Below are 24238 nucleotides of genomic sequence, written 5' to 3' on the forward strand. Positions count from 1 at the left end.
GGATTACTCAACCAATTGTAGCTTTAAAAAAATCAGCTTTAGCGCTTGCTCAAGGAGAATGGGAAAAAAGAATAGAAATAGAGCGTTCCGATGAATTGGGGGACTTAGCCAAGTCATTTAATAGTATGGCAGATCAACTCCAAGAAAAATTTTCGGAAATGCAGGATTTAAACAAAGCTTTATTGCAAAGTGAAACCCGCCTGAAACAATTTCTTGAAGCTATACCTGTGAGTGTTTCGATAGATGATAGTAGTGGGCAACTCTACTATACTAATCGAGCTTCACAACAGTTAGTCAACGTAGAATTATTACCATCTATCGAATACGGAAAAATAGCAGAATATTATCAAATTTATCTAGCTGGAACTGACCAGTTATGCCCTGCTGATGAACTGCCAATTGTATATTCTTTAGCTGGTAAAACTGTCCATGTTGATAATCTTGAGTTTCGCCACCCAAATAAAACTATCCCTGTAGAAGTTTTAAGTACCCCAATTTTTGATGAATCAGGGAAAGTAATATATGCGCTCACCGTTTGTATTGATATTACCGAACGCAAAAAAGCAGAGAAGATTCTAGCTGATTATAATTCGATTTTAGAACAACAGGTTACTGAACGTACTCTAGAACTACAACGAGAAATAGCTGAACGCAAGCAGGCAGAAATAGCGCTTCTAGAAAGCGAGACGCGATTTCGGCTATTAGCAGAGGCAACATTTGAAGCGATCGCTATTACCGAGCAAGGCATACTTTTAGACACTAATCAAACCTGTGCTGAGATGTTTGGTTATGAATTTTCTGAGTTGCTTGGTATGCGTGTCATGAATTTTACTGCTCCTGAATACCGGGAACAGGTGATGCAGAAGATTCGCTCAGGAGATGAAGGAATTTATGAAACCGTTTGTCTGCGTAAGGATGGAAGCACATTTCCGGCTGAGATCAGAGCCAGAGTCATGTCATATCGTGGGCGTACCATCAGGATGGCTGCAATACAGGATATTACTAGTCGTAAACAGGCTGAAGAAGCAACCGTATTGGCAGAACGTAACCGCTTGGCACAGGAAATTCACGATACTTTAGCACAAGCCTTCACCGTTGTTATTGTCCACTTAGACACCGCCTCACGAAAACTGACAACAGATATAGAAGTAGCACAGAAATTAATCAAAGCAGGGCGAGACTTAGCTCATTCTGGGCTAACTGAAGCACGCCGTTCGATCAAAGCAATGCGATCGCAATTATTGGAGGACGGCGACATTTTTAATGCTCTTAATCGCTTCGCTACACAGATGTTTTCCCCTACCAATACACATATTGTCTGCCAATTAATAGGCGAGATATACCCCTTGTCTCCAGATGTTGAAAATAACCTACTCCGCATTGGACAAGAAGCATTAACCAATGCCTTCAAATATGCCCAAGCTGGAGAAATCCAAATTGAACTGGCATATCAAGAAAGCCAGTGCAGCTTGCGAATCAAAGATGATGGACGAGGGTTTGACATCGCCAGTGTATCTGTTATCAATAACTTTGGGCTTTTAGTCATGAGCGAACGGGCTGAACGCATCGGGGCAAAACTAACAATTCAGAGTTCGCCAGGACAGGGAACAGAAGTTATTGTATTGGTCAACGGGAGGAGACATGAAGAAATAGCACGCAAGCAGGGGGAGATTAATGATTTATAGCCAAGCTGATAGATTTATTCGCTAAACCAGATAAAAATTAGTGTAATTTGCGTAAAATTCTCGTTTTTTGTGGATATCTATTTAGGGCGTTGCATAAATGCCTGATGAATTAAGATTTTTAGCCAAGGGTAAACCTAGATTCTTTGAGCTTTTGCGCCTACCCTGCGGGAACGCCTGACAGCGAATGGACGAAACAAAATTCATCTCACTAATTAGCAACGCCCTATTTAGTTGCATTTGACAGCAAATTCAATCCAAGTCTGAGTTTTAGATGCTTCGCTTGTCTAGGACACGCTCCGCGAACGCAATCATTTAACTTAGCTACAAATGCTGCCTCACAACACCGAGAGTAAACGATCATGAGTCAATCCAATGTTATTCGCATCCTGATTGCTGACGATCATCCCATCTTGGGACAAGCTTTAACAATGTTTCTTCAATGTGAGCCAGACATGACTGTAATCGGCCATGCTGGCGACGGGCGAGAAGCGCTAGAACTTTTCCGCCAACATCAACCCGATGTAGCGCTGATGGATTTGCGAATGCCGAAGATGGAAGGTGCTGATGCGATCGCAGCCATCTGTACTAAGTTTAAACACGCCCGAATCGTTGTGTTGACTACCTTTGATGGTGATGAAGATATCTATCGGGGATTACGGGCGGGTGCAAAGGGCTATCTCCTCAAGGGCGCTGAACCGAACGAACTTTTAGATGCGATTCGCACTGTTCATCAAGGACAAAGGTATATTCCGCCCACTATAGCAGCCAAGCTAGCCGAGCGGATGGGTAGTGAGGAATTGAGCGATCGCGAGTTAGAAGTGCTGCGTTTGATAGCAAAGGGCAAGAATAACCACCAGATTAGCAATGTCCTTAATATTGCTGAGAGTACCGTCAGATTTCATACCAATAATATTTTCGGCAAGTTGAACGTTAGCGATCGGACTCAAGCCCTAGTCACCGCGCTGAATCGGGGTATTGTCAGGTTGTAGTTCACCTCACATTTTGATAGGTTTAAAACCCAACATTTCGCTAGGGACAAATTTGAGCTAGTTTTCTATGCTCAGAATATTAACTTAGTAAGCATAATTGCTAAATTACTGCAACTATTCTAGGTAATAACTATCGCACTTCAATATTTAAAGGAAAAAAAGAATGAAATCTGTGAAAGTTTATGCTTTGATTACTGGGTTATCAATAGCGACAGTTAGCGTGCCTCAAGTTAAAGCTTTAGTATCAACTGACTTTTTAAATCAAAAAAATCAGATTTCCTCAAATACTTTACAAAAAGAAGCTCAAGCAAAATCGCACCTATTAAGCAGTGTTAGTAACAAGCCATCTTCATCTAATTTAATAGCTGAAGCTGTACCTCAGAATAGCAAGCTACAGTTTGTCCAAGATACCCAATCTGATGCTAAACCTGAAGTAATAAAAGAACAAAAAGGGAAGCTAATAATTATCAATAATACCCCTTTTATTGCATTGGTGCAATTGTATCAACCTAACGCAAGTAAGCCAAATAATTATGCAAATATTCCACCCTGTAGCGCAAGAGTACTTTACGACACTTATAGTAACAAGTGGGGAGTCAGTTTAAATGCTCAGGAAAAGAAAACGGTCTATGATGTTTCTTTTTATGACAAGAGCAGGAATACTTTTGGAGTTATAACATCTAAGCTGAATCAGGGTCCAGAGACAAAGTGGACTTGCGATTATAAACCCGTAGCATTAGGTGTTGGTGAAGAACCATACTTGTCACAAATCAAAAAAGATGATGAAAAACTTGCTCAACTTGTCCCAGACTTAAAAATATCGGCGAATGCAGGGGATCTGCCCGCTGACATTTCAGATATTCTTACCAAAATGTCCAATACTCAGTTGGATATGATAATGGGAATGACTGGGCTGCGTTCTGAATACATACCACAAGTTAGAGATTATGTAGAAAAACATCCTACTGGGAACACGCTAGATAGGAATGTAATTAATGCTGCCATAAAGGAATACAGTAACAGTCGAAAGGTGATAGACGAGAAGCAATACGGAGAGATGGTTGAAGCTTCTCAGATCATCAATAAAAATAAAAACAACATATATAGTCCTCAATTACCTAAACCTAAAGGCACAACGCGTGTAGCGAGTTTGACACCAGAGTTAGCAACAATGTTTAATGATCTTCCTCTAGAGAAAGCTAATAAGGCTTCGAAGTATGTGAGCGAAGTAGCAGAAGGTCTAGGGAAAATAGTCAAAAATCTTCATTCACTTTAGGTTCTAAATTTTAATAGACTCTCACAAGGTAAGTTGTGAAAGTCATGCCGTGATTGTTTGCGATGGCTCTCCAGTCAAGCTTCAGTTAAGCGATCGTAAAATCAACAAGCCAAAAGTATTCATTCAAAACGTACCTTCTCATCAACAGCAAATTTACAGTAAGAAATTCATTCTCTAAATCTCAGAAGTTAAAAATCATGGACCCAATTACACTCATTTTCACTGCTTTGGTTGCTGGGGCTACTGCTGCTGCTAAAGATACAGCAGGAACAGCTGTTAAGGATGCCTATGAGGCTTTAAAGACGTTGATTAAGAACCAGTTTGCAGGTGATCCCTTTGCCCAAGGAATGATCGATGCAAAACCAGAAGAAATTAAGCAAGTAGAAGGTTCTTTAAAAGACAAAATTACCAAAGCTGGTGTTGATAAAAATGATGACGTTTTAAAAAAAGCGGAGGAAATTAGGGAAATTCTGAAAAAAGAAGATCCTGAAGGAGCTTCAACTGGTAAATATGATTTTCGAGGAGCTAAGGGAGTTCAAGTTGCTGGGGATAGTAGCACACAAACACAAACTAATACCTTCTAATACGTTTAATTAATATCAATTAAACCTCGTCTACCTTGCTAACCCTAGTTTTATAACAAGACTTTGAAATTGCTTCCTTACGTCGCAATGACACGTCTGAAATAATTAGAAACTTAATGTTTCAACATTGACGAGGTTTAATATTGAATATTTTTGATCATTACTTTGACTTTAGAGAAGTAACTTCACTCATGAATAATTATGATGATAGCGATAAGATAATGGACTTAAGAGGTGGAAAGGGAGTACAAGTTGGTAATTATAGCAAACAAATAAACATATTTTATGGTGATGATCCTGAAGAAGAAAAAGTCTCTGAAACTGTCGATGAAAATTCCCCTTATCTAGGGTTAGAGTCATTTACTACTAATGACTCTAATCGATTCTATGGTAGAAAAAAGCTCATAATTGATTTATTGAAATACTTAGAGAAGAATAATTTAATTTTCCTCCTGGGTGCGTCAGGAAGTGGTAAATCTTCCTTGGTAAAAGCAGGAATTATTCCTAAATTTTCTCACAAGAATAAACTATTTGCTGAATTGAGTTTTGTTCCTGGAGATGCTCCTTTTGACGCTTTTTTTGATGAATTACAAATATCTCTTCCTAAACAATTAAAATCATACAATAAATCTGAAATAAAAAAACTTATTAAAACTGTTGACAACCTCCAGCTAAATTTATCTAGTATTATTGAACAATTAAGATATGGCAAAAGTGATTCCTGGATAATTTTTATTGATCAATTTGAAGAAATTTTTAGCCAAACGACTGATGAAAATGAGCGGATACTTTTTATTGAAAACTTAAATTATTTAATTAATTTACAGTCAGAAGGGAAAGATAATTCTCTTAAAATTATTTTGGCAATGCGGACAGACTTTTTTGATCATCTCACTCCTTTTCCAGAGTTTCAAAAGGCAATCGAAGGTAATATCCGTTTTATAACAGAAATGACAGATAGAGAATTGAAGTTAGCCATAAGAAATCCAGCTGCGACTCATGGAGTAAATATTGATGAGGAATTGATTGAAGAAATTATTAATGATTTTCGGGGTAAATCTAGGTCTTTGCCTCTGTTGCAATATACGCTTGGTTTGTTGTGGCAAGAGGATGATTTATCGGATAGATTACTCAATCAAGAAACCTATAAAAATTTAGGGCGTGTTGGGGGTGCGCTACAACAGCGAGCGGAGGAAATCTACCAACAGTTTGAATCTCAAGGACGGGAGAAAGCAGTTGAAGATATTTTTATTAAGTTAGTCACCATTACGGGGGATGGAAAGAGAGTTAGTAAACGAGAAAATAAGTCTATATTTATCAGTGAAGATGAAGATTTAGCAACAATTCTTAATGAGCTAATTAATGACCATCGTTTATTAATTAGTGGTCGTCAAGAAGATACGGTAGAAATTGCTCATGAAGCTTTAATTAATTCCTGGTCACGTTTGCAGGATTGGATCACTAAACATGAAGAACAGATTATTTTAGAAAGACAATTGAAAGAATCTGCAACCATTTGGCAAAAAATTAAAACCGATCAGAAAAAAGCAGTTAGTGAATTATGGCGTGGTTTTAAACTAGAAAGAGTTTTACAATTACGACAAGAAAATGTTTTTGCAGAATTAGAACCCTATATTAATGAGTTTATCAAAGCTAGTATTGATGATGAACAAGAAAGCCAAGACCATGAAAAGCATCTCACGCAAGATAATTTAGAAAAGGAAATTTCTGCTGCACTTGCTAACTCACGAAACAATTCAAGGAATAATAATAATCTGGAGGCACTAACTAAACTAATAGAAGCAGGAGAACTGCTGCAAAAATCACCCAATACTAAAATTCGCGCAGATGTAAGATTGCATTTTCTAGTAACTTTTGGGCAAATCTTTGACGAAATTGCGGAAAAGAATAGTTTTCAGGGACATAGAGATTGTATATCAGGGGTAAGCTTCAGTCCAGATGGCCAAACAATCGCTTCTTCTAGTGATGATAAAACTGTCAAGCTCTGGAGCTTTGATGGGAATTGGTTGCAAACTTTAGAGGGACATGAAGATGAGGTGATGGATGTCAGTTTCAGCCTCGATGGCAAAATGCTTGCCTCTGCAAGTCGGGATAAAACCATTAAACTTTGGAAAAAATCTACAGACGCTAAAACCCAGTGGATACTATATAAGACTCTAGAAGGCCATAGTCATCGGGTGATTGGTGTTAGCTTCAGCCCAGACAGTCAAATTATTGCTTCTGCCAGTCAAGATAAAACCGTCAGGCTTTGGAACCAAAATGGAGACCTGTTAAATATTCTTAGTGGTCATGAAGATGGTGTGATCAATGTGGCGTTTAGTCCAAATGGTAAGCTGATTGCTTCTGCTAGTAAAGACCACACTATAAAACTTTGGGACTTAGTAGAAAAAAAAGAGATAAAAGGCATTCCTGAAGAGCATTCTAAGGAAGTTTCAGCAGTAAGTTTTGGAAGTGATAGTAAAACTTTGATTTCATCTGGATGGGATGAATATATCAGGTTTTGGAAGATTGATGGAAATGTTACATCAATGAAAAATAAGAAAAAACATATAGCAAAATTTAATTATGTTACCTTCAGCCCAGATGGTGAAACAATCGCAGCAGCCAGCGAAGATGGTCTGATTACTCTTTGGGACAAAAATGGTAGTTCTAAAAGACTTTTTAAGGGACATAGAGATAGTGTCACAAAAGTCAGTTTTAGTTCTGATAGCAAAATTCTTGTCTCTGGTAGTGTTGATAAAACTATAAAATTTTGGGATTGTACTCGGAAATTTGATGGACATTCTAGTGAAATTTCAAAGATTGATTTCAGTTTTGATGGTGAGACGATTGCTACAGCCAGTCAAGATGGAACTATCAAAGTTTGGCATCGTAATGGTGAACTATTAAGTAGCTTTAAATGTCATGATGACAGGGTTTTTGATATTGATATTAAATTCAATCCAAAACGAGAAACTATTGCTACAACTAGTCAGAATGAAGTTAAAATTTGGAATTTTGAAGGCAACCAGATATATCACTTTTCAAAACATGAAAGTGATGTTCAGAGTATAAGTTTTAATCCACAAGGGACAGAGATTGCAGTAGTCTATCTTGATGGAACGGTAATACTTTGGAATATTGATGATGAGAGTAGGATTTTAGCAAAGCATAATGAACAAGTCAATATGGTCACTTTCAGCCCTGAAGGCAGAATGATTATTACAGCTAGTGCTGACAAGACTGTAAAACTGTGGGATCTTAACGGTGATTTACTCGCCCATAGAGAGTATCAAAGTGCTGCTTATTATGTAGGTTTTAGTCATAATGGCGGGATAATTAGCACAGCTAGTATGACAGAAAATAAAGCTCACCAAATTGAACTTTGGAATCCTAATAATAACTATCAGCAAATACTTAAAGGAAATTCTGACAAGCTTGTGATGAGTATCGGTTTTATTCCTGATAGTGATATTGTTGCTGCAATTAGCATGGATCAAACCATCAGACTCTGGAATACTGCTGATGGGAGTTTGCTACAGACTATTGAAGGAAATGATAATTTTTCTATTAGTGCTGCTTTTATATATTGTAGTTTAGAGAAAGATAAAAGTGCGATCGCCGTAGCTAATTCTGAGCAAAGAATCAGTTTATGGAGCTTAAGCCTAGAAGAATTATTAAGTAATAGCAAAAAACAGATTCATGATTATACAAATCGCTTAACCCATCCTACTTAACTGACAGTGCTTCACTAGAGGCGATCGCACTTCTCATGACAGGGTTAAAGCAGGCGATGTTTACGATGGGCTATACACCTACACCTAACGAGGCAGAATGTCATTTAAGCGAAGTTGCAGACTAGGCAAAAGTGGCGAGTTAATTAATTCATTGAGTCGGTACTGTTGTTGAGTATAGGTGTCTTCAACCAATTGACAGACAGTGAAAGTAGGTTGTTTGGGTTTACCAATAAATGCCACACCCCCTAATCCTCGATAATCTACGATCCAATATTCAGGGATGCCTAAGAGCGCATATTCCTCAACCTTGCGAGCATAATCAGTTTCCCAGTTGCTGCTAACAACTTCAACCACCAGTTTAATGGATCGTCCCAGCGTAATTACAGGCTCTCGCTCCCAAAGGGGTTCACGCTTGAGAACAGTTTCATCCAGAACTACGATATCAGGGCGACGAACTGTAGCTGCATCTGCAAAGGGGTAAATTAAACAAGTGCGAGGAATAAACCAAGGGAGTTGTTCTGCAACAAGGTAGATACCAATTTGGGTTGCTAGTTTGCCACCCACCGTTTCGTGTGGCCCAGTGGGTTCCATGTCAATTAGTTCTCCATCTGCCAATTCATAGCGTGGATTATCTCGGTATTGAGAGAGAAAATTTTCCAATGTAAAGCTTTTTGGGGAGATATATGTCATTTTCCTCTTCAATCATTCAAGATGCTTACTCAACCCCCGACATGAACGCCAGGCCGCTTGTGGGGATCTTTTTCAGCTCGACGGAGTACTTCACGGGTGACTACAGCAATATCGCCCTCTCCAAACAAGATAAAACGCAGTAAGTATTGTATGGGATTTCCCTCAACCCAACCGAAGTAGGCATGGGGAATCTTACCTGTTTGGTCACGAATATAAAGCAGTAAAGCTGCGATCGCATTAGGAACTGCTGCACTCTCAGCCCGCAAGATGCGATAATCACCAACTTGCACCCCTCTTACTTTGATGATATCCGCAAATTCTGAAGCATCTGATACCTGAATCTCTAGAAAAAGAATTGGATCGTTGGGCGGAATATGGTTATCTTCGCGTACCTCTTTCTCTTTCATAAAATACTCTAGGACATCACCCGTATTCAATCGATTTGCAATCAGTCGGATTGCTCCTTGGCTTTCTTCAGCAAGGAATTGGGCAGCAAGTTCGTCAACTTCGATCCGCTCTGCTCGCAGTTCCGTTGAACGCCAAACACGAGAAACCAGCGAGGTAAAAATGATCGCACCAATGAAAAAACCAGCGATTCTAATCCCCTCTGGCCTTTCGATGATATTAACAATAGTGGTATATAGAAATAACAGTGTAATAGTAGCAAAAACCAGTTTTGCCCGCTTTTCTCTGTGACGGTGGGCTGATAAGGTGACAGCAAAGGCTGCTGAGGTAATTAATACAAGCACACCAGTTGCATAAGCCCCACCTTGGGCTTCTACATTTGCCCTGAAGATAATTGTGACAACAAATGCGATCGCTGTGTAGACTAACACCAAAGGTCGCGTTACCCGTGCCCAATTGGGAGCCATACCATAGCGTGGTAGGTAGCGAGGCACAATATTCAGCAGCCCCGCCATTGCAGATGCACCTGCAAACCACAAAATAGAAATAGTACTTAGATCGTAAATTGTGCCAAAGGCGTTGCCTAGATACAAATGTGCTAAATAAGCAAGAGCCCGTCCGTTAGCTTTGCCCCCAGATGCAAATTCTGCGACTGGAATCAGTAGAGTGGTTATAAAGCTAGTGGTAAGCAAAAAGAAGCTCATAATCAGAGCAGCACTGGTGAGCAGCTTGCGTGTATTCCGAATCCGCCCTTTGGAATATTTGAGAGTGTCACTGCTGTTACCTTTGACAAGGGGCATCACGGTTACGCCAGTCTCAAAGCCTGATAATCCCAGTGCTAGCTTGGGAAATATCAAAAGAGCTATACCGATTAAGATAAAAGGATTGGAATGGCGGGCAAAAAGTGCAGTCTGCCAGTTAGCGATCGCTCCTGGGTGAGTTAAAATCTGGAACACACCGACGCTAACGACAATGAAGTTTAACAGCAGATAAACTGCCACCAAAACTACTGCAATCCCAATCGCTTCTCGGAAACCTCTCAAGAAAACTACGCCTAGTAATGCAACTAATATTAGGGTAATTGCGATCGTCTGACCGTGAAACCAATCTGGGGTAAGGGGATTTTCGATGATATGGGCTGTAGCATCAGCAGCCGACAGCGTAATGGTAATAATAAAGTCGGTTGCCACAAAGCCGAGTAAACATAACACAAGTAATTTGCCTTGCCACCAAGGTAGCAAACGCTCTAACATTGCAATCGACCCTTCACCATGAGGGCTTTCGGCAGCAATCCGCCGATAGATTGGCAATGCTCCAAAGAGCGTCAGCAAAACTAGAATCAGGGTAGCTATAGGAGAAAGAGCGCCAGCCGCCAGTGCTGCAATTCCAGGTTGATAGCCAAGGGTAGAGAAATAATCTACACCAGTCAAACACATTACCTGCCACCAAGGATGTTGGCGATGTGCTTCTTCCTTCCGGTAAGGCCCTTTCTTCTCTCGTCGGTCTTCTTCAAGCAACCAGAGGATTAACTGACTGCCGAGCTGTTTTGTTGAAGCAATTGATTTACTCATCAAATACGTTTGTTTTGCAAAAGTCCGGCTTTGTGATTTTTAAGCCTTCGTGGTTTATTAAAATTTTTAACTACAAATATATAGCACTATTATTGTAGGTTAAGCATCCTGTCCGATTTACAAAATATATAAGTTGTTTAACGGATGAAGATCGAGTGTAGCTTCCGGTATTGGGAAAAATTAATGTCGTATGCGAATATTTTGGAATTAAAGCTTTCGCATCCTTAGCATTTTTGATCTGCATCAGTTCTAAAAAAGGGTGCTGATGGATTTACGAGTACCGAAGATGGAAATTACTGATGCGAGCGCCTCAGTGTAATTACGGCTTTTACTGCCAAAATTGCTATATTCATAACTATTTCAGAGGCGATTTCTGGTGAAAAGCCACTTTGCATTTATGTATTTAATGCTTTGCTAAGAGCGATCGCACCCTATAATATTCATTCTAATTTTATCTATGGAAGACTCGAACGCAGAAAAGAGTATTTTGTTGTGTAGATGATCTAGAAACTACAGTAAACCTTTAAAATCTCTAGCAGATGATTAGGTAGATGCTATGAGTGAAACTACAGAAACGATTTTCAGCAAAATCATTCGTCGGGAAATCCCCGTTGATATTGTTTATGAGGATAATTTAGCCCTGGCCTTCAAAGACATTCACCCCCAAGCGCCTGTTCACATTCTCGTCATTCCTAAAAAACCCATTCCCACACTAGCTGATGCTGAATCTCAGGATCATGCTCTGTTGGGGCATCTTTTATTAACGGCCAAACGTGTTGCAGAAGAAGCTGGACTGAAAAACGGTTATCGAGTTGTGATCAATACTGGTGATGATGGTGGTCAGACTGTCTACCACTTACATTTGCATATTTTGGGAGGACGGCAATTAGACTGGCCCCCTGGTTGATCAAACCTGAATGCTTATCTATAAATCAAAGACACTCTCCTGAAAGAGCCACGGTGTACACACAAGTCTTTTAAAGTTGTCCCACAGCATTTAGATCCTCCTTAAAAAGGTGGGAATAGGAGTCAAAGTCCCCCAATTTATCGGGGGATTTAGGAGGATCTAATGTAGTTGTGTATCTCATGTACACCGTAGCTGAAAGGGGGCATTTTTGCGTTGAGTTTATTGGTATGTTAAGCACTTAAGCAATAATTATCAAAAAGTAAATTTTACGAGTAATAATTGCTAGCAGCGCAGATAATTGCCTCAAAGTTCAAGTATAGGGAGAAGCCAAGAATGATTTTACACCGTGGGCGTAGGGTTGTAGCTGCTTTATTGCTGTCAGTGGTATTACTGACAACAGCCTGTAGTCCAAAAGCACCTGGACGTTTTGACCAGGCGCAAAAAGAAAGCACTCAACAAAAACGCGGTCAAGCCGTGGCTAAGAATGCAACTCAGGGTAGCGAGTTTAATAAACTTTTCCCTAGTGCAGGTGATGGCTACCAGCGTGTCTTTACCCAAGAGAAAAAAGGCTTTGCAGAAGCGAAGTTGAAAAAAGGTGGTAAAGATGTAGCATTGCTGTCTATTTCTGATACTACCAGCACACCTAGTACAGCAGCAAAGTTCTCGAAAAGCACCAAGAAAATTGGCGGTTATCCCGCAGTAGAAATTGGTAAGACGCAAACTGCAATTTTGGTAGGTAAGTACCAAGTAAAAGCACTTTCCCGCGATTCGTCATTTACAGCTAGCGATCGCGCAGATTGGCTAGAGAAGTTTAATCTTAATGGTCTGGCTAAACTGAAATAAGTCGGATTACCAAGACTGAAGATAACAAAACACCTAAGTAAGGAGATTTTTGTGAGCAAATCGATTGTTGATTTAGTCGATCAATTGCCAACAGGCGGTTTGACTATTTCCATGTTGAAGTCCCTCGATTTTGTTGCTCCTGGAGAGTGGCAAAATGTCGTCGGCTTTGTCAACACCATTAAAACCGTCACTGGCGAAGACGACGAAGATTTAATTCAACAAATTGGTGAAAGAGCGATTTATCTATTCAATGACAAATCCCAAGGATACCAAACAGCTTTGTGGTTATATCAAACCGTTGATGGTACAGATAAAGCCCTTGGTGCAGCCGCTTTAGCTAACAAAGTTGGCGAAAAAATTCCTTTATTGGGTTTTTTAAACTCTGTCACTCCCAAACCAGACAAAGCCCAAACCATCGATTTGACATTAAAGTTAGTGGTGGAGTTGGTAGCTTTCTGTCAAATTAACGGCATTCCTGGAGACAGCATTGGCGATTTTGTCGCCTCTTTAGGTGAGTATAGTGGTGAGTCACTCATCCGCATGGTGGCATTAGTTTGTGTTGATGGTTTGATACCTCTAGGCCCAGACTTTATCAGCAAAGCCATATCTGGGATTAATCAAACAAGTCCCAATGAGTTAGAACAGAACTCGACTTTCCAAACTATCAAAGATGTGATTCCAGGCAACAATGCTGGTAGTAAACTCAACTTTATCGGCGAAAGTTTTGACTCAGTTAAAGGTTGGATGAGTGGTATTGTCAGTGCGAATAATTTAACGCCACACAAGGTAGTTAGCAACTTACACAGTTTTGTCGATATTGCAGATGATAAGTTAGACTACCTGGCTGCATTCTTGGATGTATCTACAAATTATTATGAACACACTGGCACACAAACTTTAGCACGTCGCTTGATTGAACGGGCGGTGGCTGAGATTTAGGTTAATGAGGACTGGGGACTGGGGACTGGGAACTGGGCAGGGGGACAAGGGGGAATTATTGAACAAGTCTCCCCCTGCTCCCCTGCCCCCTACTCCCCTGCCTCTTTTCAATGCCCATACTCCATAACCATTAGGGTAAATGCAGATCGGATGCGATCGCATATAAGTAAGGTTGAAAAATAGCCAAATTTTCCAGTTGCTCAAACTTACCTGTCTGCGTATCTGGATCAAATGCAGTGGTAATTACGTAAAGTTTACTGCCATCAAAGGCAACATGACCGATATGTTGCTCTTTTACTCCACCTTGTTCCTTGAGTCCGGCGAAGCCATAGCGGATTCCCTGAAGTTTACCAATCGGTACTGGTTGTGGTGGGTAGGCTGAGAAAGTAATCTCTTTTCCATATTCACTTTGACGATCTTTCGCAAATGCAGCGTAGTGGTCTACAACCCAAGCTTTGAGTACTGGTAATACCTGGGTTTGGTATTGGGAACTTTGGTAGTCCACTTGGGAACCACTTGGAATACCAGCTGCTAAGAGTTTTTTTCGGAAATCCTCATTGTTTGTTAGTGGGTAAATGTTAATCTCAACTGTACCCAAACGTTTGCCCTTGGAAGAGACACACAACAGGGGTGCATTTCCCTCACAAGCGGCAACTTGCCAGTTAGTTGGAGCAGTAGTATTTCCCAGAATTTTCTGCCAGATATTACCCTCATTAGAGGTGGGAAGTTTTCCAACGGCAGGGGACTTTACCTCTTTGGGTCGAGAAAATTGAGGAAGAACAAATTTTGCTCCCAGTGGTATTGACACCAGCAAAATAGAACCTAGTAATAAATGATAAAGTCTTAACATTTTATTGATTATCCAGAGTCAAGGATGGCAGACTAACGATATCTACAATACGTTAAACAGGGGGAGGTCGCTTGTATTCCTCTATCTGTGTTTAGCTAACAGTTAGAGTCCGACGAAATTATTTGTTCTGGAAGTCTGCGCCTCCTTTTTTCTCTGCTTCAATTTCTTGGCCTCCCCCAGAATGCTGCTGTAACGAAAGCCGATCGCTTTCTTGTCGGTGGCGAAATCATCGATTGTGATATTCGCTCATACTGAGTTGGGTACTAGCTATACTGCTGAATCCTTGAGGTTTCAGCTTTTAGTATTTTCCGAAATTAAAAGCGCCCTCCCGAAGTGGGAGAGCGCTTTATGATTTAGCTAATTGAGTTAATGCTTCAGAATTAACCGTTAATAGCAGGAGCAGTTAGAGCAACAGGAGCAGATTCAGCAGATGCCAAATCTAGAGGGAAGTTGTGAGCGTTACGCTCGTGCATTACTTCCATACCCAGGTTAGCACGGTTGATTACATCCGCCCAAGTCGCAATCACACGACCTTCAGAGTCAATGATTGATTGGTTGAAGTTGAAACCGTTCAAGTTGAACGCCATTGTGCTTACACCCAAGGCGGTGAACCAGATGCCGATTACAGGCCACGCTGCGAGGAAGAAGTGCAGTGAACGGCTGTTGTTGAAGGAAGCGTATTGGAAGATTAGACGACCGAAGTAGCCGTGGGCTGCAACGATGTTGTAGGTTTCTTCTTCTTGACCGAATTTGTAACCGTAGTTTTGTGATTCAGTCTCAGTTGTTTCACGAACCAAAGATGAGGTTACTAGTGAACCGTGCATTGCACTGAACAAGCTTCCGCCGAATACACCAGCTACACCTAGTTGGTGGAAGGGGTGCATCAAGATGTTGTGTTCTGCTTGGAACACGATCATGAAGTTGAATGTTCCTGAGATTCCTAAAGGCATACCGTCTGAGAAGGAACCTTGTCCGATTGGGTATACCAAGAATACTGCGGTTGCTGCTGCAACAGGTGCAGAATATGCAATTGCAATCCAAGGACGCATACCTAAGCGGTAGGATAGTTCCCATTCACGACCTAAGTAGCAGAATACGCCAATCAGGAAGTGGAATACTACCAATTGGTAAGGACCACCGTTGTACAACCACTCATCTAAGGATGCTGCTTCCCAAATTGGGTAGAAGTGCAAACCGATGGCGTTGGAGGAAGGTACTACTGCACCGGAGATGATATTGTTTCCGTAAATCAAAGAACCTGCTACTGGTTCGCGGATTCCATCGATGTCTACTGGTGGTGCAGCGATGAAGGCGACTACGAAGCAAGCTGTTGCGGCTAGCAAGGTGGGTATCATGACTACGCCGAACCAACCAATGTAAATCCGGTTGTTGGTGCTGGTGATCCATTCACAGAATCGATCCCATACGTTGGCGCTTGAGCGCTGCTGTAAGGTTGTTGTCATTGTTTTATAAGTGCGGTTAGTGATTTATGAATCAGGCTTGTTTGTCTTTGCCTGTAAATACACTTTACAATGCTTTACATTTTTTAATCAACTATTTCACTTTTGTAAACCTAATAGTACTTATTAGTTTTTCTTATTTAAATGTAAGCAACGAGCTAAGGATACGTCAAAGTTATTTTTTGTATGACATGACAATATATATACAATATATATGAGTATGTGATTCTATTACCTATCGATCTGGGAAGAATAGCTTTGTAGATTACCGCTATTCCAAAAAAATTAACCCTCAGCTTACCACTGGGGGCTTTCTTGTTTGGCAAAATGGCATATCTATAAATAAGACGGTTGCTATGGTATTTGAGTAGGATACATTCCATGCGAAAAAGTACTGACTTGCATTACCCCTGGCCAATTACCAGGGGTTTTTATTAGAACTTTTACTGAAATATTGCACTATTTCCAATAACTGTATAGATTGGCAACTTAATATAAGTTGATTCTAGAATTCCAAATCAGGAATAGCGATTTTTATTGAACTAGAAAAGTGTAAATATAGGCTTATATCGGAATGAAAAAGTCAAGTGCAATAAATTAACAATGATAGAAGCTAAAAACGTAATTGGTGGAGACTTAGAATCCTGCTGCACTTCTCCCATGACTGGGTTTTACCGCGACGGTTTTTGTCGCACAGGTGGTCAGGATTTCGGATCGCACGTCGTATGTGCAGAAGTGACCATAGAATTTTTAGAGTTCACCAAATCACAGGGGAACGATTTAAGTACACCTGCTCCTGATTTTAATTTTCCTGGATTGAAGCCTGGCGATCGCTGGTGTTTGTGTGCTTCTCGCTGGCAAGAAGCTTTCGAAGCTGGTGTTGCTCCACCTGTCATCCTCTCTGCAACACATGCTAGAGCTTTGGAAGTGGTTTCTCTAGACGAATTGAAAAAATATGCTGTAACTTCTTCTTGATTGGGTATTGGGAATTGGGCATGGATAAGAGATAGAGGGGAAAAGGAAGAGGGGGGAGACTTGGGAGACACTTGTTGAATAATTCTCCCCTTATCCTCCCTGTCCCCCTTGTCCCCCTTGTGCCCCCTGTCCCCTGCCTCTTTTGACACTCCAAACTCTTGTACAGACATAGATTTTTCGCGTCTCTCCTAATTAACTGCAACTTCCACAGGTAGTTTTAATATACTGGCAACCATAGCAATTAATTTAGTGGGGTCTATTGGCTTAGATAAATGCTGCTGAAACCCTGCTGAAAGCGCTTCTAAGCGGTCTTCTTCTCGCGTATAGGCTGTTAAAGCGATCGCAGGAATACATCCACCTTTTTCTGCTTCTAAAGAGCGCAGTTTCCGAATCAGCGTATAACCATCTTGCTCTGACATACCGATGTCGCTAATCAGGATATCTGGTTTTGCTTGTTCAACGACTGCTAAGGCTTCATCAACTGATGCTACCGCAGTGGCAAAAGCTCCATATTCCTCAAACATAAAACTGAGAAAGTTACGGGTATCTGCTTCATCATCTACAACTAAAACTCTTAATCCAGCAAGAGGTGTCGATGCCACAGAAGAAGAAATTTCTCCTGTGGTTTCTCTATTTACCCTATTCTCTCTATTGTTTTGTAGCAGTGGCAATTTCACAGTAAAGGTTGCTCCTTGTCCACTGCCTAAACTGTGGGCAAAGATTGTACCCTTGTGCAGTTCGACTAAATGACGGACGATTGCTAACCCTAGTCCTAGTCCATTGTGTGATCGCGTTGTGGTGCTGTCTGCTTGCCGGAAACGCTCGAAAACTTTTGGTAAGAATTCAGAACTGATGCCTATGCCCGTATCAATAACTTGAATTTGGGCATATTTTTGAGTTGTTTGTTGTTCTTCACCACAGACTATTGACAGATTCACTTCTACCCTACCGCCCTTTGGGGTAAATTTAATGGCATTAGTTAGGAGATTCCATACTATTTGTTGTAACCGCGCTGGATCGCCATAAACTGAACCGACTGAAGTATCTAAGACAGTAGTTAATTGAATCTCTTTTGGCTCTGCTAGGGGACGCACTGCTTCTAAGGCTGCCTCCATGACTGAAATAAGATTTACCGCAGACACATTTAACCGCAACTGTCCACGGATAATCCGAGATACATCTAAGATATCTTCAATTAATTGCATCTGAGATATGGCATTGCGTTCAATGGCTTCTAGGGCGCGGGAAGTTGCTTTCTCGTCAAGTTTCTTAGAGCGGAGAATTTTTGACCAACCCAGCATTGAGGTGAGGGGTGTACGAAGTTCATGGGAGAGAACGGCAAGAAATTCATCTTTCATTCGATTTGCTGCTTCTGCTTCTTGCCTTGCAGTCTGTTCTCTAATTACTTGAGCGCGGACTTCTTCTGCTTGCTTGCGTTCAGTAATATCTTCGAGAGTGCCTACATATCCCAGTAATTCTCCTTGACCGGAAAGCATCGGTGATGAGCGAACCTGAACCCAACGAGCGATGCCATGAGTAGTTTGAAAGCGAAACTCTTCAGAGTAATCACGACCTTCACAAATGTATTTAGACCAACTGCCAACTGCTCGTTCTCTATCTTCTGGATGAATTGATTCTAGCCAGCTTTTTTCTAAACTCTCTGCTGCTTTTAAGCCACAAATTATTTGATAGCGAGGATTTGTATATCTACATCCCCCTTCAGTATCAATTTCAAAAATGCCGACGGGTGAACAAGTACTTAGCGATCGCAATCGTTCTTCACTTTGCCTGAGTTCCGCATTCACAGCTACCAATTGCGCTGCTTGTATCTTGACGGCTTCTGTTTTCTTAAATAGTTCTACGAATACTGTGACTTTGGAAGTCAAAATATTGGGATCTAATGGTTTAAGTAAATAATCAACTGCACCCAAAGCATAACCTTTAAACAGCATTTGGTCGCTGGTACTAAAGGCGGTAAGAAAGATAATTGGGGTATGACGCGATCGCCCCCGATTCCGAATTAAGGTAGCAGTTTCAAACCCATCCATCCCTGGCATTTGCACATCTAGCAAAATTACTGCGAAGTCTTGATGTAGCAGACACCTCAAAGCTTCTTCTCCAGAAGTAGCTCTCACCAGATTCTCTCCCAGTTTTTCCAGGATTGCTTCTAGTGCTAGCAAATTTTCTAGTTTATCATCCACTAGGAGGATGTTTACTTTGGGTTCCATCTGCATCGGTTTATTTCCGTGATGAGTGACAGAGCTTGACCATTTGGGAAGCTATGTTTGAGAGTGTCAAAATCCAGTCTACTGTAACAGCAGAAATTGCTGCTTCTGGCATAATATCGCTCTCAGCTGTAGTAGGTTCCTGTACGATAGTTATTCCTCCCCACGCTTTTATTTTCTTAAGACCTTGCATACCATCTTGATTTGCTCCTGTCAATATTACACCAATAACTTGCTGGGTGTAGACATCGGCTGCTGACTCAAACAACACATCAATAGATGGTCTGGCATAAGAAACTGGCTCATCAGTCGAAAGAGCAAAGTGACCTGGTTCAACCAATAAGTGATAATCTGCTGGGGCTAGATAGATATGTCCTGGCAGTATTTCGTCTTTGTCTTCCACTTCTCGAATCGGTAGCGGAGTAAATTCTTGCAATAACTCTTGGAGTGTGTTGTTAGATTCCTTGTGACGGTGTTGCACGATCGCGATCGGCACTAAGAAATCTGCTGGTAACTGACCCAAGATAATTTTTAATGCTGATAATCCGCCTAAAGAAGTACCAATTACCACAATTTTAAACGACACTTGTTTAGTCCTCACACTTGTCGAATGTGGGTTTCAATCTTAGTGTGACTTTATGGCTCATAAAATCCTTTTAGTATTCTCCCGTAACACCACAGCAACTAACCTCTCTTGATTAGTGTTTACACCAACTAGTCAAAATTATATATTTTTGTCATAACCATTACAATTAGAAATTTTATCATTGTGAAATACTTTACAGAAAAATATTATTTTTACGCTTTTTAAAATCTTCATCAATGCCAGAATCGCTACATTATAGAAATATTTTTTTGTAAACTAATAACTTTTAAAAATTTAATTATTATTGTTTTGACAATTCATAAAAATTTACTTAAGCTAAAAGATAGGTTAAGCAAATCAAAAAAAACAGCAATTTAGTTTAGCTCCATGAAGAGTTGCTGTTGCAGACTATTGGCATGAGGAAATTAATCGCCATCAAAACTATTCCCTGTCGTTAAGCCCACGAGATTTAGCTGCAAAAAGCTAAGACATGATTAAGCGTATTGCACTGCGCACATATTGAACATATTCCGGTCAATTATCGATGGATACTTGTGGTGATATTAGCCAGTATCCATCAATCATGGAAGTTCAACTAACGATTTTAGATTAGGGTTTTCTGGTTTATATCTCGTCAGGGACAGAATAAATCTAGAATCCAAAATTGGTAATCCAAAATTGATTGACCACAGGGCGGTAGATATGTCCAGGAGAAGGCAATGCTTGAGTATTTTACATCATTGAACGACCACAATTTACCCTACCCAGATACGATTCATCCCATCGTTGTCCACTTCGTAATTGCAATGGTCTTGTTTTCGTTTTTCTGCGATGTAGTTGGCTATTTTACTGGTAAATCCAGTCTTTTTGAGGTGAGTTGGTGGAATATGTTAGTTGCCACCATCGCCATCTTCGTCGCGATCATTTTTGGTCAGTTTGAAGCAGGTTTAGCACAACCTTATAGCCTAGCTAAATCGGTACTAAATTTGCATACGCTGATTGGTTGGTCGCTTTCGGGAATCATCACAGCGATTACAGCTTGGCGCTATGTAATTCGTTCCCGGAATCCGCAAAAAGTACCAATTTATTATTTAGGAGCCGGACTATTTTTAACTTTAATAGTTGGCTTGCAAGTATATCTCGGAGATGAACTTGTTTGGGTGTATGGATTGCATACAGTGCCAGTTGTGGAAGCAGTAAAGGATGGTCTGTTGCGATGAACTCAGAATTAATTGACCAATTAAGCGGCTCTTTAGGCGCAAACGGATTACCTTACACAATTCCCATTCATCCCAACTTAGTCCATCTGACAATAGGTTTGTTCATCATTGGAATGACCTTTGATATTGTCGGTGTTCTGTTCCCCTTTGAAAAATGGGTCTTCAAATTTTTGGCAATTACTGTGGAACGTGACAACTTATTTGATGTTGGCTGGTACAACATGCTAGCTGCCAGCATCATCACATTTTTTACAGTGGCAGCAGGCTTTTATGAAATGCTGTTGGCAACACCACCAGCTGATATGAAAAGTACCTGGGGATTGCAGGCAATGGAAACTATGCTTTGGCATGGTGTGGGTGGTGTGTTCTTATTAGCACTGATTGTTGTCTTGACCATCTGGAGAGGATGGCAGCGCTTCGTTTGGGCCAAACAAGAATATAAACAGACAGATAGAGAAGTGCAATGGATTTATCTGTTGGCAGGCATAGCAATCATGTTCATTCTGTACGTCCACGGGACACTAGGGGCGCAAATGGCTGCCGAGTTTGGCGTACACAATACAGCAGATAATTTGCTGCGATCGCATCAAGACCTCAACACAACACTCAAATAAGTCAATTGTCCTTTGACCAATGCCCAATGCCCAATGAACAATGATGAAAATCCAGAAGATTTTAAATATTTTGACGCTGCTTACAGGCGCGATCGCAGTGACTGTTACGAGTCTTTGGATCGGAAAGCAGGCTTACTCCTGGCTTCCCCCCCAAGCAGCAGCCGAATCCCTACTAATTGATGATTTGATTAGTTTCTTAGTAACCCTCGGTGCTTTCATCTTCTTGGGAGTCACAAGTACTCTGATGTATTCTGTGATCTTCCATCGGGCAGTCAAAGATGACTTCACCGACGGCCCTCCAATTGAAGGTAATATCGCCCTAGAAGTTGTTTGGACAGCAATTCCAATTCTCTTAGTTTTGTGGATTGCAGGTTACAGCTACCAAGTTTACGAACAAATGGGAATTCAAGGCCCATCAGAATTAGTGCATCTGCATAATCCATTGGGAATGGAATCGGCTTATGCAGAAGCAAAAGATACTCCAGCCTTAGCTGAACCTGTCGAGAAAATTGACGTACTAGCTAAACAGTGGGTGTGGGTTTTTCATTACCCAGAAAGAGATATTACCAGTACCGAATTGCATTTACCTAGCGATCGCCGGATACGTTTAGCGCTAAAATCGCAAGACGTTCTCCACGGCTTCTATATACCTGCATTTCGCCTCAAGCAGGATATTATTCCCAACCATGCGATCGACTTTGAATTTACTCCCATCCGCCCTGGCAAATACAGCTTGACCGATTCCCAATATAGCGGTACATACTTTGCGACGATGCAGGCGAATGTAATCGTCGAATCTCCTGAAGATTATCAGCAATGGCTGGCTCAAACTGCAACCCAAAAGCCTTCTCTAGCAACTAATCAAGCAGCTTCTGAGTATGCCCAAACATCCAATCAATCAGTCCAAACTGGTTGGGTTACAGTTCCACCTGCTGCACCTCCTCTAGTCAATTCACCTGGTTGAAAGGAAAGTAACCATGACTAATGTTCCTATTGAAGGTATTCTTCTTCCTAATGAGAAGCCTAACCACGAATCTCCGGGTAACTGGAAAGAATACTTCAGCTTTAGTACCGACCATAAGGTAATTGGTATCCAGTATCTCGTTACCTCCTTCTTCTTCTTTCTCGTTGGCGGCATCTTTGCGATGGTGATGCGGGGAGAACTGATGACACCCGAATCAGATTTAGTCGATCGCACTGTCTACAACGGTATGTTCACCATGCACGGCACTGTAATGCTGTTCTTGTGGACATTTCCTTCACTCGTTGGTTTTGCCAACTATTTAGTACCCCTGATGATTGGGGCACGAGATATGGCATTTCCCCGCCTAAATGCTGTTGCCTTTTGGATGGTGCCAGTAGTCGGAATTATCATGATGGGTAGCTTCTTTATACCTGGTGGCCCAGCCCAAGCAGGCTGGTGGGCTTACCCGCCAGTCAGTCTCCAGAATCCCACAGGTAACTTAATTAATGGTCAAGTACTCTGGCTGCTAGCCGTGGCAATATCCGGCGTATCCTCGATTATGGGGGCAGTGAACTTTGTCACCACCATCGTCAAGATGCGGGCCCCAGGCATGGGTTTCTTCAGAATGCCCTTGTTTGTCTGGGCAGTATTTAGCGCCCAAATTATCCAACTATTTGGACTACCTGCACTGACAGCAGGCGCAGTGATGCTACTACTCGACCTCACAGCTGGCACTGCGTTTTTCGACCCTGCCAGGGGTGGGAATCCAGTTATGTTCCAGCATTACTTCTGGTTCTACTCTCACCCCGCCGTTTACGTGATTATTTTGCCCATCTTCGGAATTTTCTCAGAAATCTTCCCAGTTTATTCACGTAAACCCTTATTTGGTTACAAAGTAGTTGCCGTTTCATCGATTTTGATTGCAGTAGTTAGCGGTATCGTTTGGGTACACCACATGTACGTCAGTGGTACACCAGGCTGGCTGCGGTTGATTTTCATGCTGACGACAATGTTTGTATCTGTTCCCACAGGAATTAAGGTATTTGCTTGGGTAGCAACGATTTGGGGCGGTAAACTGCGGCTAAATACCGCCATGCTGTTTGCCTTGGGCGGATTAATCATGTTTGTCTTTGCTGGCATCACAGGCATTATGCTTTCCTCTGTGCCCGTTGATGTCCACGTTAACAATACCTATTTTGTGGTGGGACACTTTCACTACGTCCTTTACGGCACTGTGACGATGGGCTTATTTGCCGCCATCTATCATTGGTTCCCCAAAATGACTGGTCGGATGTACTCTGAAAGCTGGGGTAAAATCCACTTCTGGTTAGCATTCATCGGTACTAACCTCAACTTTTTACCTATGCATCCCTTGGGATTGCAAGGAATGCTACGCCGAGTTGCTTCCTACGCCCCAGAGTATCAATTCTGGAATGTTATCGCTAGCTTGGGCGGATTTCTCTTAGGAATGTCCACCTTGCCTTTCATCTTCAACATGGTAATTTCTTGGATGCAAGGCGAGAAAGCACCCAATAATCCTTGGCGGGCAATTGGATTGGAGTGGATGGTTTCTTCTCCACCTCCAGTAGAAAATTTTGAAGAGATTCCCATCATCATCTCTGAACCCTACGGCTACGGCAAATCTGAACCGTTGACAGCCAACCTCTCTGAATAAACGCAAACTATCGGGAAGACGCAAAAACCCTCCGCGTACCTCT

19 protein-coding genes are annotated in these 24238 nt (G+C 41.3%); 13 read left to right on the forward strand and 6 right to left on the reverse strand.

Annotated elements, in window-relative coordinates:
- Window positions 1-2 precede the first annotated feature (2 nt).
- The 5 genes from FBB35_RS25815 to FBB35_RS25835 all read left to right on the forward strand — a co-directional run bounded on the left by FBB35_RS25815 (window position 3) and on the right by FBB35_RS25835 (window position 8271).
- Window positions 3-1685, forward strand: a complete 1683-nt coding sequence (locus FBB35_RS25815) for a PAS domain S-box protein (RefSeq protein WP_302480998.1) — start codon at window positions 3-5, stop codon at window positions 1683-1685.
- Between the two features lie 359 nt (window positions 1686-2044).
- Complete coding sequence (locus FBB35_RS25820; protein ID WP_174712005.1) at window positions 2045-2674, forward strand: response regulator transcription factor; 630 nt, start codon at window positions 2045-2047, stop codon at window positions 2672-2674.
- A gap of 163 nt (window positions 2675-2837) precedes the next feature.
- Complete coding sequence (locus tag FBB35_RS25825; RefSeq protein ID WP_174712006.1) at window positions 2838-3950, forward strand: hypothetical protein; 1113 nt, start codon at window positions 2838-2840, stop codon at window positions 3948-3950.
- 227 nt (window positions 3951-4177) lie between these two features.
- Window positions 4178-4534, forward strand: a complete 357-nt coding sequence (locus FBB35_RS25830; protein WP_217481675.1) for a hypothetical protein — start codon at window positions 4178-4180, stop codon at window positions 4532-4534.
- A gap of 143 nt (window positions 4535-4677) precedes the next feature.
- Complete coding sequence (locus FBB35_RS25835) at window positions 4678-8271, forward strand: hypothetical protein (protein WP_174712007.1); 3594 nt, start codon at window positions 4678-4680, stop codon at window positions 8269-8271.
- Between the two features lie 84 nt (window positions 8272-8355).
- On the opposite strand, the gene FBB35_RS25840 is transcribed toward FBB35_RS25835, so the two are convergent.
- The gene (locus FBB35_RS25840) at window positions 8356-8961 is read right to left on the reverse strand and encodes a Uma2 family endonuclease (RefSeq protein ID WP_174712008.1); all 606 of its coding nucleotides are present in this window, start codon (window positions 8959-8961) and stop codon (window positions 8356-8358) included.
- Between the two features lie 29 nt (window positions 8962-8990).
- A complete protein-coding gene (locus FBB35_RS25845; RefSeq protein WP_174712009.1) occupies window positions 8991-10937 on the reverse strand; it encodes an APC family permease in 1947 nt (648 codons plus the stop codon).
- Window positions 10938-11493: 556 nt separating this feature from the next.
- Between FBB35_RS25845 and FBB35_RS25850 the strand changes: the two genes are divergently transcribed.
- The 3 genes from FBB35_RS25850 to FBB35_RS25860 all read left to right on the forward strand — a co-directional run bounded on the left by FBB35_RS25850 (window position 11494) and on the right by FBB35_RS25860 (window position 13626).
- Window positions 11494-11844: a histidine triad nucleotide-binding protein gene (locus FBB35_RS25850; RefSeq protein ID WP_012408957.1), complete on the forward strand. Its 351-nt coding sequence runs from the start codon at window positions 11494-11496 to the stop codon at window positions 11842-11844.
- 333 nt (window positions 11845-12177) lie between these two features.
- Window positions 12178-12687, forward strand: a complete 510-nt coding sequence (locus tag FBB35_RS25855) for a hypothetical protein (RefSeq protein ID WP_174712010.1) — start codon at window positions 12178-12180, stop codon at window positions 12685-12687.
- Between the two features lie 51 nt (window positions 12688-12738).
- Complete coding sequence (locus FBB35_RS25860; protein WP_174712011.1) at window positions 12739-13626, forward strand: hypothetical protein; 888 nt, start codon at window positions 12739-12741, stop codon at window positions 13624-13626.
- Between the two features lie 130 nt (window positions 13627-13756).
- Here the strand turns inward: FBB35_RS25860 and FBB35_RS25865 are convergent, their stop codons facing one another.
- Both FBB35_RS25865 and psbA read right to left on the reverse strand, forming a co-directional pair.
- Entirely contained in the window at window positions 13757-14476 is a 720-nt protein-coding gene (locus FBB35_RS25865; protein WP_174712012.1) for a hypothetical protein, read from the reverse strand.
- 380 nt (window positions 14477-14856) lie between these two features.
- Window positions 14857-15939 carry a photosystem II q(b) protein gene (gene psbA, locus FBB35_RS25870; protein ID WP_174709000.1) on the reverse strand — a complete coding sequence of 361 codons (1083 nt, stop codon included), beginning with the start codon at window positions 15937-15939 and terminating at the stop codon, window positions 14857-14859.
- 600 nt (window positions 15940-16539) lie between these two features.
- Between psbA and FBB35_RS25875 the strand changes: the two genes are divergently transcribed.
- Window positions 16540-16911, forward strand: a complete 372-nt coding sequence (locus FBB35_RS25875) for a DUF2237 family protein (protein ID WP_174712013.1) — start codon at window positions 16540-16542, stop codon at window positions 16909-16911.
- Window positions 16912-17099: 188 nt separating this feature from the next.
- Here the strand turns inward: FBB35_RS25875 and FBB35_RS25880 are convergent, their stop codons facing one another.
- Window positions 17100-19145, reverse strand: coding sequence for a response regulator (locus FBB35_RS25880; protein ID WP_174712014.1), 2046 nt, complete (start codon window positions 19143-19145; stop codon window positions 17100-17102).
- A gap of 4 nt (window positions 19146-19149) precedes the next feature.
- Window positions 19150-19722, reverse strand: coding sequence for a chemotaxis protein CheB (locus FBB35_RS25885; protein WP_174712015.1), 573 nt, complete (start codon window positions 19720-19722; stop codon window positions 19150-19152).
- Window positions 19723-20441: 719 nt separating this feature from the next.
- Here FBB35_RS25885 and FBB35_RS25890 point away from each other — a divergent pair.
- Genes FBB35_RS25890 through ctaD form a run of 4 tightly spaced genes read left to right on the forward strand, consistent with a single transcriptional unit; the run spans window position 20442 to window position 24195 of the window.
- Window positions 20442-20942 (forward strand): DUF2231 domain-containing protein, encoded by a 501-nt coding sequence (locus tag FBB35_RS25890; RefSeq protein WP_174712016.1) that lies wholly within the window; start codon window positions 20442-20444, stop codon window positions 20940-20942.
- Window positions 20939-21556 carry a DUF2231 domain-containing protein gene (locus tag FBB35_RS25895; protein ID WP_174712017.1) on the forward strand — a complete coding sequence of 206 codons (618 nt, stop codon included), beginning with the start codon at window positions 20939-20941 and terminating at the stop codon, window positions 21554-21556. Before FBB35_RS25890 ends, FBB35_RS25895 begins: the two co-directional genes overlap by 4 nt.
- Window positions 21557-21599: 43 nt before the next feature.
- Complete coding sequence (locus FBB35_RS25900; protein WP_174713771.1) at window positions 21600-22520, forward strand: cytochrome c oxidase subunit II; 921 nt, start codon at window positions 21600-21602, stop codon at window positions 22518-22520.
- A gap of 13 nt (window positions 22521-22533) precedes the next feature.
- Entirely contained in the window at window positions 22534-24195 is a 1662-nt protein-coding gene (ctaD, locus tag FBB35_RS25905; RefSeq protein WP_174712018.1) for a cytochrome c oxidase subunit I, read from the forward strand.
- Window positions 24196-24238: the final 43 nt, after the last annotated feature.

Origin of the sequence: Nostoc sp. TCL240-02 (genome assembly GCF_013343235.1) — a bacterium.
GTDB lineage: Bacteria > Cyanobacteriota > Cyanobacteriia > Cyanobacteriales > Nostocaceae > Nostoc.